This window comes from Streptosporangium sp. NPDC020145 (assembly GCF_040631275.1).
Lineage (GTDB): Bacteria > Actinomycetota > Actinomycetes > Streptosporangiales > Streptosporangiaceae > Streptosporangium.
The window spans coordinates 1-13640 of sequence record NZ_JBEXZT010000028.1; the positions used below are offsets into that span (position 1 = coordinate 1).

Below are 13640 nucleotides of genomic sequence, written 5' to 3' on the forward strand. Positions count from 1 at the left end.
CCGTCGAATGCGGCATCAACCGGCTCAAACGCCATCGCGGCGCCGCCACCCGCTACGACAAACTCGCCGCCCGTTACGAGGCCAGCCTTCACATCTCCATCATCAACGACTGGCTGTTGACCTCACTTTGAGACAACTCCTAGTCGCGGTCCCCGTCCTCCTTGAGGGTCATCGTGGGGGTGCCCCGGACGCAGGTGATCCTGACGGTGATCTTGTCGTTCTCGGATTCGAACTCCAGCGAGGCGTAGGGCCCCGGCCCCTCGCTCACATCGTCGGTGGCGTACCCCTGCGCCGGACTCCACGCGAGAAGGGACACCTGGCCGGTCACGCAGGTGCCGACGACGGACCCTCCGGGGGTGGTGAAGGCCCGGCTGACTCCCCCGGCTCCCTCGGAGGGAGAGGGCGGACCGCCCGTCTCTCCGGCCGCCGTGGCCGCGGCGAGCGCCTGGGTGATCTCGGCGTGGCTCATCGGGGAGACGACCTGCCGGCTCAGCCCCTGTCCCAGCAGGGTGATCGCCCAGGTGGTGGTCGCCGTCGTGGCGCAGGCGACCGCCACCCAGCCGAGCACCGCGGCAAGCGAGCGACGTTTCACCCGGCCAGCCTGCCATGCCGAGTCCTAACGCTTGCCTAACGCCGGTTCAACGCCAAGGAGGAACCGGCCGCGACGCCTTCCGATGCTCATACGGTGGAGGTGATGGCACAGTTACTCCTCGTCGAAGACGACGCCGCCGTACGCTCCGCGCTGATGCGGGCTCTGACCGAACGCGGCCACGCGGTCACCTCGGCCGTCACCGGCATGTCCGGGCTGCACAGGGCCGTCGAGGATCGTCCGGATCTGGTGATCCTCGATCTCGGCCTGCCCGACATCGACGGCCACGAGGTCGTTCGCATGCTGCGAGCGGTCAGCCCGGTGCCGATCATCGTCGCCACCGCCCGCGACGACGAGCAGGAGATCGCCCGCGTTCTGGACGCCGGGGCCGACGACTACCTGGTCAAACCGTTCGGAGCGGTCCAGCTCGACGCCCGTATCCGCGCCGTGCTCCGCCGCCTGCAGGGGGAGGACGACGCCTCGCAGCCCCTGGTGGTGGGCGAACTGCGCATCGACCCGCGCAGCCGCCACGTCACGCTGGCGGGCCGCCCCCTGGACCTGCGGCCGAAGGAGTTCGACCTGCTGTGTTACCTGGCGGCCCGGCCGGACCAGGTGGTCAGCAAACGCGAACTGATGACGCAGGTGTGGCAGCTGCCCTACGGCGGCGCCGACAAGACCGTTGACGTCCACCTGTCCTGGCTGCGTAACAAACTGGGCGAGTCGGCGCAGCAGCCGCGCTACATCCGCGCCGTCCGCGGCGTCGGCGTGAAGCTGGTGGACCCGGCGACATGAGGCGGCGTCTGCTCGTCCTGGTCGCCTCCATGGTGTCCCTGGCGTTGGTGGCCTTCCTGGTGCCGCTGGCGCTGCTGGCGCTCATGCTGGCCGCCGACCGCGCCACCGCCGACGCGCTCGTACGCGCGCAGTCGCTGGTCCCCGTGGCCTCGGTCGGTACGGGCCCCGCCCTGGAGCTGGCCGTGGAACAGGCCAACGGCACCAACGGTCACCCGTTGACCGTCTTCCTGCCCACCGGTGCGGTCCTGGGTGAGCCCGCCCCCCGCTCCGAGGCCGTACGGCTGGCCTTCACCGGGCGCAGCCTGACCGCCCAGGCGCGGGGCGGCAGGGAGATCCTCGTCGCCGTCGCGGGCCGTTCCGCGGGCACGACCGTCATCCGCGCCTTCGTCTCCGACGCCGACCTCACCAGAGGGGTCAGGCGCGCCTGGCTGATCCTCGCGCTGGTGGGAGCCGGTGTGCTGGCCGTCAGTCTGCTCGTCGCCGACCGGCTCGCCCGCTCACAGATACGTCTCATCACCGGCATCGCGCAGGTCTCCCACCGGCTCGCGGCCGGAGACCTCACCGCCAGAGCGCCCGGAGAGGGCCCCGAAGAACTACGGCAGGTGGCCGGAGCGCTCAACCACCTCGCCGAGCGCATCCGTGTCCTGCTGGCCCAGGAACGGGAGGCGGTCGCCGATCTGTCCCACCAGCTGCGAACGCCGCTCACCGTGCTGCGGCTGGAGGCCGAAGGGCTGCCGGAAAGCGAGCAGGCCACCCGCGTGGGCGCCGCCGTGGAGTCGATGGAACGCATGGTCACGCGGGTGATCAAAGAGGCGCGGCGCGCCCGCCATGACGCACCGGGGGAATGCGACGCCGCCCGGGTCGTGGCCGAACGCCTGGAGCACTGGTCGATGCTGGCCCATGACCAGGACCGCCTGGTCAGCCAGGAGCTGGCCGATCCTCCCCTGCCGGTGGGCGTCGGAGAGGAGGCCCTGACGACCTGCGTCGACGCCCTGCTGGAGAACGTCTTCGCCCACACACCCGAGGGCACGGACTTCGAGGTACGGCTGTCGGCCCGTGACGGCGGCGGAGCCGTACTCCTCGTCACCGACCGGGGGCCGGGGTTCCGGCACCCAGGCGCCGCCACGCGCGGAGTCAGCGGCGCGTCCTCGACCGGCCTCGGGCTGGACATCGTCCGCCGTACCGCCGAACGTTCCGGAGGCTCCATGACGCTGGCCGACGGCCCCGCAGGCGGCGCCCGCGTCACCGTGGAGTTCGGGCCCGGCCCGCGTTAACCCGCGTTTAGGACTGTCACAGGCCCGCGCTATCACCCGGCACGGCAGGTTTGGAGACGTCAGCAAGGACGTCTACCGCACCGGAGGTTCGGATGCGCAAGCCCATGATCATCGCTGGTATCGCCACGGCGGCCGTACTCGTGGCGGGCGGCGGAGCCGCCGTGACGGCCGCCAACGCCGAGCCCACCCCTTCGGCCACGACGTCGGACGCCCCCGGGGACCACGGCGCCGCCAAGGCGGCCCCCAAGGTCCTCAGCTCGCAGGCGGAGAAGACGGCCCTGGAGCAGGTCCCCGCGGGCTGGGTGACCTCCGCCGAGCTTGAGACCGAACACGGCCGCCGGACCTGGCAGATCGAGGTGAAGGGCGGCGACGGCGGCGAGCGGGAGTTCGCCGTCGACGCCGAGACCGGCTCCCTGGTCACCGGCAAGGCCGACGACGACCACCGCGACGACGCGAGCAAGCACGACGCCGAGGACGACGACTGAGGACCTCCGCCCGTTTGCCGATCGGCCCACTCCGTCACGGGCGGGCCCTCGGCGAGCAGGCCGAATCCGGCCGGGCGGACGGTCATCGCCGTCGCCGCGCGCCGGGTCAGGGCCGTACGGTGATCGGTCAGACGGCGAGGCGGGTGATCGCGGCGACCGACAGGTCCACGTCCGCCTCCGTCGTGGTGGCGTTCGACACCGAGATCCGCATCAGCCGCCGTCCCCGCCAGGTCGTGCCGCCCGCCCAGCACGTGCCGTCCGCCTGAACCGCGGCGATCACCCGTTCGGTGCGCGCGTCGTCCCCGAACCCCACCAGCACCTGGTTGAGGACCACCTCGTTCACCACCTCGAACCCGGCCGAGGCCAGTCCCTGGGCGAACCGGCGGGCCAGCGCGCAACAGCGCTCGACCAGCGCCGCGACCCCGTCCCTGCCCAGCTCCCGCAGTCCGGCCCACACCGCGAATCCCCGGGCCCGGCGCGACGACTCAGCGGTGAGGTCGGCTCCCACGGGCGCGCCGCCGGAACCTGTCAGATAGGCGGCCGCGTAGGACATCGCCGCCGCGTGCACGTCGGGCCGGGCGCAGAACGCGAAGGCCGAGTCGTAGGGAAGGTTCAGCCATTTGTGGCCGTCGCAGGCCCAGGAGTCGGCGAGTTCCACTCCGTCGACCAGATGCCGGGTCGCCGGGCTCGCCGCGGCCCACAGCCCGAACGCCCCGTCCACGTGCGCCCACCCACCGTGCCTGTGGACCAGTTCGCACGCCTCCCCGAGCCGGTCGCAGGCACCGGTGTTCACGTTGCCCGCCTGGAGACACACGATGGCCGGTCCGGAGGCGGCTCGCAGCGACATCCGCAACGCCTCGATGTCGATGGCACCGTTCGGTCCGGCGGGTACCGGTTCGATCACGTCCGTCCCGAAACCGAGCAACCGCAGCGAGCGGTCGATCGTCCCGTGCCGCTCCTCCCCCGCGATCACCCGGATCGGTGGTGCTCCGAGCAGCCCGCGCCGTTCCACATCCCACCCGGCCTCCGCCAGCACCCGGTGCCGGGCGGCGGCGAGCCCGGCGGTGTTGGCCGCCTGGCAGCCCGTGACGAATCCGGTGGACGCCGACGCGGGGATCCCCAGCAGGTCCTTCAGCCAGGCGCCCGCTGCGGCCTCGGCGGCGATGGCCGCGGGTGAGGTGACGGCGTTGGTCGCGAGCTGGTCCCAACCGGCGGTCAGCATGTCGGCCGCGGTCGCGGCGGGCAGCGCGCCGCCGACGACGAATCCGAAGTATCTCGGGCCCGCGCTCGCGACCAGGCCCGGTTCGGCCGCGGCGAGCAGCTCGGCCAGCACCCGCTCCGGTGGGGAGGGGTCCCGGGACAGCGGGCCGGAGAACGCCCTGGTCAACGCCTCCTGGTCGACCGGCACTCCCACCGGCCTGCCGGGCAGTGACCGGCGGTAACCGGTGGCGTGGTCGGCGGCCGTGCGAAACAGCCGGTTCGGTTCCTCTGCCAACGCTTCTCGTCTCCTCGAAACCGGCTTCGTGCGCTCAGGACCGGCGTCCGCCGAAGCACCAGTTGTGCACCTCGATGCCGGCGTATCCGTCCGGGGTCAGTACGGCGCGCGCCGTGTCCGCGTCCGGAGCCCGGACCAGTGCCGCCGTCCCCAGCCAGCTCTCGCCGTCGTCGGACAGCAGCGGCCCGTACGAGATCAGCCCGTCCCGGGCGGCGGGGACGGCGAGGTCGGCGGGCTGCCCGGAGCCGAGGCCGAGCACCAGGTATCGGTCGCCGCCGGTCCGGCCGCCGGGGAAGTCCCACATGGTGCGTCCCAGCGTGTTGCGCCACCGGCGCAGCAGGACGTCGCGGTACGCCCCGGCCTGGTAGCCGGGTTCGTCGAAGGCGAACGCGCGGGCGGCGGCGGGATCGGGCAGGTCGACGATGTGCACACTCCCGGTCGGGATGTCGTCGTCGAAGGTCGGGCCACGGGCGATCATCTCGGCGGCGTACCGGTCCATGTAGGACCAGTGCTCCTCCAGCAGCTCGTGACGCAACGCCACCGAACCGGGCCGGTCACGGTGGTAGCAGAAGAACTCCATGCCTCATTATCGCGATATATCCGAAAAGTCCGTCAGGTTGAAGGGGCCAGGTCGCGGCGGTGCAGGAGCGCCAGCCCCGCGACGACCAGGGCGCCCGCGACCGCGGTCAGCCCGAGCAACGGCGCGACCGTGGAGGAGGCGTCTCCGAGCAGTGCCGGCGGCACGTGCACGAACGGTGAGAGGTCCTGAACGCCCCCACCGACCAGCCTGAACTCCGCCAGCAGGTCCACGAGCAGGATGAGGCCGAGCACGCTCCAGCTCGCGGCCGCCGCCTGCCGGGGCAGCACGCCGAACAACAGCGTCGCGAACCCGACCACGGTCCAGACGGCGGGCAGATAGGCCAGCGTCGCCCCGGCGACGCGGAGCGCGTCGCCCTCGTAGGCGAGCCCCGCACCCGCCCCCAGGACGGCCAGCGGCAACGCCGGGCCCGCGACGGCGAACACCAGGTGGCTCAGCGCCCAGCGCAACCTGCCGACCGGGGCGGCCAGCAGCAGCTCGGCCCTGCCCGCGGCCTCCTCGCTCCGGGCACGCAGCGCCGAGACCAGCGCGAACGCCGTGACGATCTGGCTGAGCACGTACATCACGAACGTGAAGAACACCTCGGAGACGCGCGCTCCCGGACCTCCGATCGTCGCCGCGAGCTCCCGGAACTGCGGCGTGTCCACCTGGCTGTCCAGCCCGCGCGCCGCCATGCCGAGCAACACGCCCAGCAGGCAGAACCCGATCCCGGAACCCACGATCGTGCCCCGGTGCAGCCGCCAGGCCAGGCCGATCCCGCCCCGCAGCGTCCCGGCGGCGGGTCCCCGCCGGGCGGCCAGCAGGCCACCGGCCACGTCACGCCGCGTGGACAGCGCGAACGCGGAGGCCGTCAGCGCGGCGACGGACACCACGACGACTCCCAGCACCCACCACCGGTCACCCGCGTAGGGCCTGGTCAGCCTGGCCCAGCCGAACGGCGAAAGCCACGCGAGCCAGGGGACGCCACCGGCGTCGGCCAGTGAACGCACCGCGAACAGCAGACCGCCCGCGGCGACCGCGACGCCGCGCGCCGTACCCGAAGCCGCGGTCAGCTGCGCGGTGAGCGCGGCCACCGCCGCGAACGCCCAGCCCGCGGAGGCCGTCGACAGCCCGAACAGCACCGATGAGCCGGCGGGCAGGCCCTCACGGACCAGGCCGGGGACCGACAGCAGGCCGAGCAGCAGGTTGGCGGCCAGCACGACCGTGAGCGCGGCGGCCAGCGGGGCGTGACGGCCGACGACGCCCGAGGCCAGCAGTTCGCGCCTGCCGGCCTCCTCCTCGGCCCTGGTGTGCCTGATCACCAGCAGGATGCTGACCAGGCCGCCGATCAACGCCCCGGACGAGCCGAGCGTCCAGGCGGTCAGGCCGCCGAGGCTCGCCTCGTGGACGGGGCCGCGCATGGCCAGCTGGGCGGGGTTGTTCATCGAGGCCGCGGTGAAGGCGTCGCGGGCGGCCTGGTCGGTGTACAGGGCGGCGGTCGCGGAGGCGACACCGGCCGGGAGCAGCGCGCTGATCACGATCCACACCGGCAGCAGCACGCGGTCCCTGCGCAGGATGAGCCGGATCAACGTCCAGGTCCCGGTCATGCCGCGGCTCCCTCGTAGTGGCGCAGGAACAGCTCCTCAAGCGTCGGCGGCCGCGTGGTCAGCGTGCGCACGCCCACCCTGGACAGCTCGCCGAGCACGGCCGTGAGCGCGTCGCCGTCCACCTGGCAGCGCAGCAGGGCGCCGTCCACGGTGAGGTCGTGCACGCCGGGCAGCGAGGCCAGGCCGGGCACGGGTCCGGCGAGCTGGGCCGTGACCGAGGTCCGGGTGAAGTGCCGAAGATCGGCCAGGCTGCCGGACTCGACGGTACGGCCCGCGCGGATGATGCTCACGCGGTCGCACAGTGTCTCGACCTCGGACAGGATGTGGCTGGACAGCAGCACCGTACGGCCGTCGCGCTTCTCCCGCAGGACGCACTCGTTGAAGACCGCCTCCATCAGCGGGTCGAGGCCCGAGGTCGGCTCGTCGAGGATCAGCAGTTCGACGTCGGAGGCGAAGGCGGCAACCAGCGCCACCTTCTGCCGGTTCCCCTTGGAGTAGGCGCGGCATCTCTTGCGCGGGTCGAGTTCGAAACGTTCGAGCAGTTCGGCGCGTCGCCGGGGGTCCAGGCCTCCGCGCACCCTGCCCAGCAGGTCGATGACCTCACCGCCGGTGAGCGAGGGCCACAGGGTGACGTCGCCGGGCACGTAGGCGAGCCGCCGGTGCAGCTCGGTCGCGTCCCGCCAGGGATCGCCGCCGAGGAGTTCGGCCCTGCCCGAGTCGGCGCGCATCTGGCCGAGCAGAACGCGTGTCGTGGTGGTCTTCCCCGAACCGTTCGGTCCGAGGAAGCCGTGCACCTCCCCTGTCCTGACGGTCAGGTCCAGCCCGTCCAGGGCCCTGGCCTGCCCGAAGCTCTTGACCAGGGCCTCGACCCGCACCGCCGCGCTCATCGTCGCTCCTCTAACTTGTCCAGCCCGGTCCGTGCCTGTTCGAACAGTTCCCGGCCGAGGAACTCCGGCCTGATCAGGTCGAGCTGGGCCTTGCCGACGCGTACGGTGCCCGGGGCGGAGTAGACGTCGGTGCCGAGCGCGCGGGAGACGTGCTCGTGCAGCACCGTGATGCCGAGTTTCATCGCGGTCAGCACGGTCGCGCGGGCGCGGTGGTCCGCCTCCGCGTGCCCCTCGCGGGCCAGGTGTTCCTCCGTCATGGCGACGAGCTCGTCGAACATGGCGGCCGCGCCGGGCGAGCCGTCCACGAGCGCGCGGCCGAGGTACTTCATCAGCGGGGGCGCGGTGCGGTGGACGTTCTCGATGAACTCCGGCCTCTCCAGGTTGCGGCCGGTGATGCCCACGTCGACCTGTTCACGCATGTAGCCGAGGACGTAGTCGTCGCACGCCTGCCTCAGCTCCTCCTTGGTGCCGAAATGATGCTGCACCAGGCCGGGTGAGACGCCGCTCGCGGCGGCGATCCCCCGGATCGTGGTCGCCCTGACGCCCTGCTCGGCGAACAGCCCGAGTGCGGCGTCACGGATGCGGGCCCGTGTCGTCAGGTCCTCTTCGGATATTGGTCGCACGTCCAAGAGTCTATACACACGTATTGGAACCAATTCAAGTGTTCAACTCACTTCGGCCTGCCGTACGGCCTCATGCTCGGCCGGGACGCGGTAGGTCCGCAGGGGGCGGTTGACGAGGCCGACGGAGACGACGGCGAGCGCGGCCGTCAGCCCGCCCACCAGAAGGGCCACCGGAGCCGACGTGAGGGAGGCGAGCACCCCTCCCCTGAAGTTGCCGATCTCGGGACCGGCGATGCCGATGACGTGCTCGACCGAGGACACCCGCCCCCGGTACCGGTCGGGGGTCTCAAGCTGTACGAGCGCGCCCCGGGTGACCACGGAGACGGTGTCGGCCGCACCGGCGACCGCCAGGCAGAGCAGGGAGAGCCAGATCGGCCCGGCCACGCCGAACCCGGCCAGGGCGAGCCCCCAGACCGTGGCCGCGACGAGCTGGACGAGGCCGCCGCGGCGCAGACGGGTGACGGCCCCGGAGAACAGGCCCGCGCCGATCCCGCCGAGCGCGAGCGCGGTCAGGAACAACCCCAGGGTGCGCGGGTCGCCCGCGAAGCGGATCTCGTTGACCAGGGGGAAGAGCGCGACCGGCATGGCCAGGATGGTCGCGGCGAGGTCAACGGAGAAGAAACCCCACAGGGTGGGGCGTTGGAGGCTGATCCGCCAGCCTCCCCTGGCCGGCCCGCGCCTGCTCCGCGATCCGCCGTCGGTCTCCGGCCCGTCCTCCGCTGTGAGGGCGGGCATCGGGGGCAGCCTGACCACGGCGGCCAGTGACGCGAGCCCGGCCAGGAACTGGATCGTGTACGCGGCGGGATAGTGCCACCGTGCGAGCACGAAACCGGCGAGGGCGGGCCCGACGAGCATGGACGCCTGGAAGGCGATGTTCTGCAGGGCGAGCCCCGCGGCGACCTGGTCGGCGGGCAGCAACCGGACCGGGAAGGTACGGCGGGCGGGCGCTCCGAGCGCCGAGCAGCCGGACTGGGCGGCGACCAGGGCGAGCAGCAGCGCGACCGACCGGTTCCCCGCGGCGGCCTGCGCCACGAGCCCCGCGGCCGTCAGGGCCTGGCCGACGGTGGTGAGGCGGACGAGGCTCCTGCGGTCGACGGTGTCGGCCAGCGACCCGCCGACCAGGCCGAGGGCCAGCAGCGGCAGACCCGTGGCGAGACCGATGACCCCGGTCCAGAACGAGCTGTGGGTCAGGTCCCAGACCTGTAGCAGTACGGCGACGACGGCGATCTGTCGGCCGATCGAGGCGAGGGCGGAACCGATCCACAGGTCGCGAAAGTGCCGGCTGTCACGGAGGGGCCGGACGTCCATCAGCCTTTCGCGCCAGCTCACGGCCGGGTCTCCCCCTCCGCGGAAGCCTCCGCGGAAGCCACTGTGGAAGCCTCCGCGGAAGTGGTCTCGGCGGCCGGGAACTCACCGAGATGGGAGAGGATCCGCTCTTTCATGGACCGCCGGGCCAGCGCGCTCTCCAGCTCGGCGACGACCGCGCTGAGCCGGTGGGGGATCTCGTCGTCGAGCTCGGCGACGGCGGCCTCGGTCGCGCGCCACTCGGCTTCGAGGAAGGGGATGAGGTCGCGGGCGCGGTCGGTGAGGGTGACGCGCCGGGTGCGGGCGTCCGTGCCCGGTTCCGAGTTGACCAGGCCCTCGCGGCGCATCACCGAGATCGTCTGGCTCATCGCCGAGTGCGAGCGGCCCAGGGATTCCGCCAGCTCACGGATCGTCAGCGGGCCGGTGTGCGCGAGGCGGATCAACGGATGGACGAACCGGGAGCGGACGCCTTCGATACCCCGATCCGTGTACAAGGTCTCGATCTGGCGGTCCAGGTCGCCCAGCAGGGTGTGCAGCGCGTCCCAGCGACCGGGCGACGCGGTGGGGTCCAAAGATGTCACAGCGCTAATATAACAGCACTCATACGATTTGATGGCTTGTAACGGCTGCTACATTCCATGATGTGTCTGACTCTCAGCAGGCGGGTCGGTGGCTCGTCTTCCTGGTCAAGGTCCCGGCGGAACCGTCCCGGCACCGGGTGGCCGTATGGCGGGAACTACGCAAAATGGGCGCCCTGTCGCTCGGGCAAGGAGTGTGGGCCGTACCGGACGTCCCCGTGTTCACCGACGGTGTCACCCGGGCGGGCGAACTCACCGGACAGGCGGGCGGCCAGTTCGTCACGCTTGTCGCGGCCGGGCGCGACAGCGGCGACGCCGAACGACTGCGGGAGATGTTCACCGCGGCGCGCTCGGCGGACTGGACGGAGTTCCTGGCCGACTGCGGCAAGTTCGAGCAGGAACTGGCCAAGGAGATCGGGATCGGCAAGTTCACCCTGGCCGAACTTGAGGAGGAGGAACAGTCGCTGGAGCGGTTGCGGCGCTGGCACCGTGACCTGACGGCGCGGGACGTCTTCGGCGCGCCCGAGGCGGCGCAAGCCGGGCGGCGGCTGCGCGAGTGCGCGGCGGCGTGCGAGGACTACGCCGAACGGGTCTTCGCCGCGCTGCACGAGCTGCCGGAACCGGGACGGACGCGGTGACAGGACAGGCCCAGGCCGCTCCGGCCCGGCAGATGTGGCCGCTGTACGCGGCCGGGTTCACCACCGCGTTCGGCGCGCACGGGATCGCCGCCAACCTCGGCGGCTTCTCCGATGACGCCGTCACCTCCCTGCTCGTCCTCGGCGGCCTGCTCGCCCTCTACGACGGGGCCGAGGTGCTGCTCAAGCCGCTCTTCGGCAGCGTCGCCGACCGGATCGGCGCCCGGCCGGTACTGCTGGGCGGCCTGGTGGCGTTCGCACTCGCCTCCGCCGTCTACGTCGTCGCCGACAGCCCCGGATGGCTGTGGGCCGCCCGCCTGGGACAGGGCGCGGCGGCCTCGGCGTTCTCCCCGTCGGCCTCGGCCCTGGTGGCCCGCCTCAACCCGGCGGCGAAGCTCGGGCGGGCCTTCGGCGGATACGGCTTCCACAAGTCGATCGGCTACACCCTCGGCCCGTTGCTGGGCGGGCTGCTGGTGTGGGCGGGCGGACTGCGGTCGCTGTTCGCGGTCCTCGCGGTGCTGGGTGTGGTGGTGGCGGTGTGGGCCGCGCTGGCCGTGCCCGCCGTACCGCCGCTGCCCAAGAGTCGTCAGACGGTCCTCGACCTGGTCAGGCGCCTGGCCGACCCGGCCTTCCTCGCGCCCACCGCGGCGCTGGCCGCCGCCACCGCCGCACTGTCCGTCGGAGTCGGGTTCCTGCCCGTTTCCGGCAGGGCCGCCGACCTGGGCACCGTCGCCACCGGTGCCGCGGTCTCCGTCCTGGCCGCCTGCGCGGCGATCGTGCAGCCCCGCACCGGACGCGCGCTGGACGAGGGGCGCCTGACGACCCGAACCGGCATCGTGGCCGGGCTGCTCATCACCGCCGTTGGCCTGGCGGGCGCGACGCTGCCCGGCCTGGCCGGCGTCCTGGTCGCCGCCGTACTGATCGGCGTCGGGACCGGGCTCATCACCCCGCTCGGCTTCGCCGCTCTCGCCGCCCGCACTTCTCCCGAACGCATGGGCCAGACCATGGGCGCCGCCGAGCTCGGCCGCGAACTCGGCGACGCCGGAGGCCCCCTGCTCGTCGCCGCCGTCGCCACCGCGGCCTCCCTCACCCACGGATACGCCGTCCTGGCCATCCTGCTCGCCCTTCCGCCCCTCATCGGCCTCCTCCTGCGCCGCCTCTCCCCCGAACGCCCGGCGAGCCCCTGACCACGTGCCCCGTTCGCCCGCCGTCGGACACCTGTCGGAAAGGTGGGGTGTGTGTGGCGGAAGGGGCAGGGAAGCATCTGTAGACACCCATAGTCATTGAATGAACACTTAGCGCGACAGTTCGTATCTCGCGAGAGGACGCATCATGCCGACTGCGCGCATCGCCTCCGGACACACCGCCCCCGGGCAGGGCTGGCAGGCTTACGGACCCAACGGCATCTACATCGACGTCGACACCACCGCGGCCCACTTCACCGGAGCCCCCGTCTACGTCACCTCCATCGGCAGCACCGGCGGCAACCAGTGGTCGCTGGTCGGCCCCAGCGCCGTCTACGACGCCACGGCGAGCAAGTTCCGCGTCTACGTCCAGTGGAAGGACAGCAGGCCGCTGACGCCCGCCATCGCCCAGCAGTACGGCTGGTACATCAACTGGATCGGTTACGACAACCCCTGATCCGCCCCTGTGAGCGAAGGCGGAACCCCCGGCGCGGGCCGGGGGTTCCGTCGTACCGGGAGCCTCGTTCAGGCCGGCAGCGGTTCGGGAACCAGCCTGGGGACGAGGCGGACAAGGACGACCATCGCCACCAGTTCGACCAGGGTCTGGATGACCACCGCCAGCGGCGCGATGTCGAGTACGGCGGGCAGGGCCAGGGCGAGCGGCAGCACGACCAGGGAGTTGCGGGTGGCGGCGGAGAACATCACCGCCCGGGTGGCCGCCACGTCGAGGCTCGCCGTCCGGGCGGTGAGCCTGCCGACGGCGACGGCGAGCACCACGAAGGCGGCGTACAGCGGGACCAGGCGTAGCAGGGCGAGGGCCTGGGAGCCGACCGCGGAGATCTGGGAACCGACGACGACGGCGAGAGTGGCCATCATCAGCGGCACCATGGATCCGGCCATGGCCTCCTCGACGATCCGGCCGGCCCGGTGGCGGCGCGCGAGCGCCTGCACGACCGCCGCGGCCGCCAGAGGCGCGGCGATGAGCACACCGAACGCCTCCAGGAACGGGGTGACCTCGACCACGGCGAGCACGTCCGAACCCGCGAACACCAGCAGGTAGAGGGGCAGCAGAAGCATCTGCGCGAGCATCAGCAGCGGTGCCGCCGCCAGCAGCCGCGCCCGTGCTCCGCCTGCCATGCCGGTGAAGACGATCACGTAGTCGACACACGGGGTCAGGAGCACCAGAAGCGACCCCAGGAGCAGCCCCCGGTCGTCGGCGACGAACCGGGACAGGCCGTAGACGAGCACCGGTACGGCGCCGAAGTTCGCCACCAGCACCGCGACCAGGAAGCGCACGTCACGAAAGGCCCGTCCGATCTCGGCCATCGGCACGGCGAGAAAGGTCGCGAACAACAGCAACGCCAGCACCGGGTTGATCGCGCGCTCCAGAGCCGGGGCGATCCGGGGAGGGGCGAGCCCTGCGAACGCACCGGCGGCGATCGCGACCAGATAGAGGGGGATCTGGTGCCTGTCCCACCACTTCACGGCTCGGCTCATGTCCACGGCGTCTCTTCGTTCCTCTCGTCCCGAGGGCACACGCGCGCCGCCTGCCCGGGCCGGTCGCGACCTCGGAAAACGCGCACGCCGGCAAGGCTAGGCCTTCGGGCCG

At 72.2% G+C, this 13640-nt stretch carries 15 protein-coding genes; 6 read left to right on the plus strand and 9 right to left on the minus strand.

Annotated elements, in window-relative coordinates; translation table 11 throughout:
* Positions 1–139 precede the first annotated feature (139 nt).
* Positions 140–592 carry a hypothetical protein gene (locus tag ABZ463_RS34140; RefSeq protein ID WP_362782578.1) on the minus strand — a complete coding sequence of 151 codons (453 nt, stop codon included), beginning with the start codon at positions 590–592 and terminating at the stop codon, positions 140–142.
* Positions 593–694: 102 nt separating this feature from the next.
* Here ABZ463_RS34140 and ABZ463_RS34145 point away from each other — a divergent pair, with 102 nt between their 5' ends.
* From ABZ463_RS34145 to ABZ463_RS34155, 3 genes are all read left to right on the plus strand, one after another.
* Entirely contained in the window at positions 695–1381 is a 687-nt protein-coding gene (locus ABZ463_RS34145; protein ID WP_352012366.1) for a response regulator transcription factor, read from the plus strand.
* Complete coding sequence (locus ABZ463_RS34150; protein ID WP_352012365.1) at positions 1378–2655, plus strand: HAMP domain-containing sensor histidine kinase; 1278 nt, start codon at positions 1378–1380, stop codon at positions 2653–2655. Before ABZ463_RS34145 ends, ABZ463_RS34150 begins: the two co-directional genes overlap by 4 nt.
* Before the next feature lie 92 nt (positions 2656–2747).
* Entirely contained in the window at positions 2748–3140 is a 393-nt protein-coding gene (locus ABZ463_RS34155) for a PepSY domain-containing protein (protein ID WP_362782582.1), read from the plus strand.
* 127 nt (positions 3141–3267) lie between these two features.
* On the opposite strand, the gene ABZ463_RS34160 is transcribed toward ABZ463_RS34155, so the two are convergent.
* The 7 genes from ABZ463_RS34160 to ABZ463_RS34190 are packed head-to-tail and all read right to left on the minus strand — an operon-like array spanning position 3268 to position 10215.
* Positions 3268–4635 (minus strand): pyridoxal-dependent decarboxylase, encoded by a 1368-nt coding sequence (locus tag ABZ463_RS34160; protein ID WP_352012363.1) that lies wholly within the window; start codon positions 4633–4635, stop codon positions 3268–3270.
* Between the two features lie 34 nt (positions 4636–4669).
* Entirely contained in the window at positions 4670–5215 is a 546-nt protein-coding gene (locus ABZ463_RS34165; RefSeq protein ID WP_362782585.1) for a YciI family protein, read from the minus strand.
* Between the two features lie 32 nt (positions 5216–5247).
* Positions 5248–6819, minus strand: a complete 1572-nt coding sequence (locus ABZ463_RS34170; RefSeq protein ID WP_362782588.1) for an ABC transporter permease — start codon at positions 6817–6819, stop codon at positions 5248–5250.
* The gene (locus ABZ463_RS34175; protein ID WP_352012360.1) at positions 6816–7706 is read right to left on the minus strand and encodes an ABC transporter ATP-binding protein; all 891 of its coding nucleotides are present in this window, start codon (positions 7704–7706) and stop codon (positions 6816–6818) included. Before ABZ463_RS34175 ends, ABZ463_RS34170 begins: the two co-directional genes overlap by 4 nt.
* Positions 7703–8329 (minus strand): TetR/AcrR family transcriptional regulator, encoded by a 627-nt coding sequence (locus ABZ463_RS34180; RefSeq protein ID WP_362782591.1) that lies wholly within the window; start codon positions 8327–8329, stop codon positions 7703–7705. The genes ABZ463_RS34175 and ABZ463_RS34180 overlap by 4 nt, the downstream gene beginning before the upstream one ends.
* A gap of 42 nt (positions 8330–8371) precedes the next feature.
* Entirely contained in the window at positions 8372–9658 is a 1287-nt protein-coding gene (locus ABZ463_RS34185) for an MFS transporter (protein WP_362782594.1), read from the minus strand.
* Positions 9655–10215, minus strand: a complete 561-nt coding sequence (locus ABZ463_RS34190; protein WP_362782597.1) for a MarR family transcriptional regulator — start codon at positions 10213–10215, stop codon at positions 9655–9657. The genes ABZ463_RS34185 and ABZ463_RS34190 overlap by 4 nt, the downstream gene beginning before the upstream one ends.
* A gap of 62 nt (positions 10216–10277) precedes the next feature.
* Here ABZ463_RS34190 and ABZ463_RS34195 point away from each other — a divergent pair, with 62 nt between their 5' ends.
* The 3 genes from ABZ463_RS34195 to ABZ463_RS34205 all read left to right on the plus strand — a co-directional run bounded on the left by ABZ463_RS34195 (position 10278) and on the right by ABZ463_RS34205 (position 12488).
* Complete coding sequence (locus ABZ463_RS34195) at positions 10278–10850, plus strand: Chromate resistance protein ChrB (protein WP_352012356.1); 573 nt, start codon at positions 10278–10280, stop codon at positions 10848–10850.
* A complete protein-coding gene (locus ABZ463_RS34200) occupies positions 10847–12034 on the plus strand; it encodes an MFS transporter (RefSeq protein ID WP_362782600.1) in 1188 nt (395 codons plus the stop codon). The genes ABZ463_RS34195 and ABZ463_RS34200 overlap by 4 nt, the downstream gene beginning before the upstream one ends.
* Before the next feature lie 145 nt (positions 12035–12179).
* Complete coding sequence (locus ABZ463_RS34205; RefSeq protein WP_352012354.1) at positions 12180–12488, plus strand: hypothetical protein; 309 nt, start codon at positions 12180–12182, stop codon at positions 12486–12488.
* Positions 12489–12556: 68 nt separating this feature from the next.
* Here the strand turns inward: ABZ463_RS34205 and ABZ463_RS34210 are convergent, their stop codons facing one another.
* Complete coding sequence (locus ABZ463_RS34210; RefSeq protein WP_362782603.1) at positions 12557–13528, minus strand: bile acid:sodium symporter; 972 nt, start codon at positions 13526–13528, stop codon at positions 12557–12559.
* Between the last annotated feature and the right edge of the window lie 112 nt (positions 13529–13640).

What these genes read in the sequence shown, in the direction of transcription:
- ABZ463_RS34165 (WP_362782585.1), bottom strand. Translation starts at nt 5,215, where the DNA reads ATGGAGTTCTTCTGCTACCACCGTGACCGGCCCGGTTCGGTGGCGTTG.
- ABZ463_RS34210 (WP_362782603.1), bottom strand. Translation starts at nt 13,528, where the DNA reads ATGAGCCGAGCCGTGAAGTGGTGGGACAGGCACCAGATCCCCCTCTAT.
- ABZ463_RS34155 (WP_362782582.1), top strand. Translation starts at nt 2,748, where the DNA reads ATGCGCAAGCCCATGATCATCGCTGGTATCGCCACGGCGGCCGTACTC.
- ABZ463_RS34205 (WP_352012354.1), top strand. Translation starts at nt 12,180, where the DNA reads ATGCCGACTGCGCGCATCGCCTCCGGACACACCGCCCCCGGGCAGGGC.
- ABZ463_RS34175 (WP_352012360.1), bottom strand. Translation starts at nt 7,706, where the DNA reads ATGAGCGCGGCGGTGCGGGTCGAGGCCCTGGTCAAGAGCTTCGGGCAG.
- ABZ463_RS34145 (WP_352012366.1), top strand. Translation starts at nt 695, where the DNA reads ATGGCACAGTTACTCCTCGTCGAAGACGACGCCGCCGTACGCTCCGCG.
- ABZ463_RS34150 (WP_352012365.1), top strand. Translation starts at nt 1,378, where the DNA reads ATGAGGCGGCGTCTGCTCGTCCTGGTCGCCTCCATGGTGTCCCTGGCG.
- ABZ463_RS34170 (WP_362782588.1), bottom strand. Translation starts at nt 6,819, where the DNA reads ATGACCGGGACCTGGACGTTGATCCGGCTCATCCTGCGCAGGGACCGC.